The organism is uncultured Campylobacter sp., assembly GCF_937949835.1.
Taxonomy (GTDB): Bacteria; Campylobacterota; Campylobacteria; order Campylobacterales; family Campylobacteraceae; genus Campylobacter_B.
In genome coordinates, this window is the sequence record NZ_CALEDC010000044.1 from 1 (window position 1) to 1119 (window position 1119).

The window sequence follows — 1119 nt, forward strand, 5'->3', positions numbered from 1 at the left end:
TATCCTTAAATTTTAATCTCTGCATCCGCAAACAGATCCTAAATTTCATTAAATTTGAAATCTGCTTGCATTTGACGATCGCATTTAAATTTACACAGCGGCTACTTAATTTTACGCCTAAAATTTAACTATCTCCATTAACGGCAAGCTATAAATTTCAAAGCGCGCTCGTGCTAAAGGCGCGTTAAATTTAAGCGCGATCTGCACCGCTTGCAATGAAAAAAAGGAGCTGGAGGCGCTTAAAAATTTAAGCTGCCGCCCCAAGCGCGCTAGCCCAGTTTTTCGATCTGCGCGGCGATTATAGCGTTTATATCCGCTACGATCTCCTCGACCGTGCGCTCGCCGTTTACGCTGTAAAATACGCCCGCGTCGCCGTAAAATTTACGGATATCCTCGATCGGCTCTGAAAATACCGCCATGCGGTTTTTAAAGACCTCCTCGTTATCGTCTGCTCCGCGAGCGCGTCCTAAAACACGCTCCTTGGCGACCTCTTCGCTAACGCATACCTCGATTACCGCGCTAAGATTTACATCATCGTCGCCTCGCAGCACCTCGTCTAGCTTATTCATCTGCTCGACGCTTCTTGGATAGCCGTCGATGATGATGAAGTCTTTAGGCGAGCTTTTAATCGCGCTAACGATAGCATTTACGACGATATCAAGCGGCACGAGATTGCCTTTAGAAATGAAGCCGTCTATCTGCCTACCAAGAGCGCTGCCGCTTGCTACCTCGGCGCGTAGCAGATCGCCCGTGGAGTAGTGCTCGATGCTTTGATTCATCTGGGCGATCATGCTCGCATCGGTCGTTTTACCGCTGCCAGGAGCGCCAATGATTAGAAAAAGGCTTTTCATTTTTGCTCCTTCTTATGAAGCCTAAGACCTAGCTCGCGAAGCTGCTCGTCTGTAACGACGCTAGGGGCTTTGGTGAGCGGACACTGCGCGCGCTGCGTTTTAGGAAACGCGATAACCTCGCGAATACTGCTTGAGCCGGTAACCAGCATCATCAGCCTATCAAAGCCGATCGCGATACCTCCGTGCGGAGGCGCGCCGAAGCTTAGCGCATCAAGCAGGAAGCCGAATTTCTCCCTCTGCTCCGCAGGCTCGATCTTAAGCAGCCTAA

The 1119-nt window shown here is 50.0% G+C and carries 2 protein-coding genes; both read right to left on the reverse strand.

The features are described from left to right. Nucleotides 1–269 precede the first annotated feature (269 nt). A complete protein-coding gene (locus Q0256_RS01015) occupies nt 270–851 on the reverse strand; it encodes an adenylate kinase (RefSeq protein WP_295151487.1) in 582 nt (193 codons plus the stop codon). Next, a partial coding sequence (locus Q0256_RS01020) for an amino acid--tRNA ligase-related protein (RefSeq protein WP_297959216.1) occupies nt 848–1119 on the reverse strand: 272 nt, incomplete at its 5' end. The genes Q0256_RS01015 and Q0256_RS01020, both read right to left, overlap by 4 nt.

Coding starts and splice junctions, on each gene's coding strand:
- Q0256_RS01015 (WP_295151487.1), bottom strand. CDS start 851: ATGAAAAGCCTTTTTCTAATCATTGGCGCTCCTGGCAGCGGTAAAACG.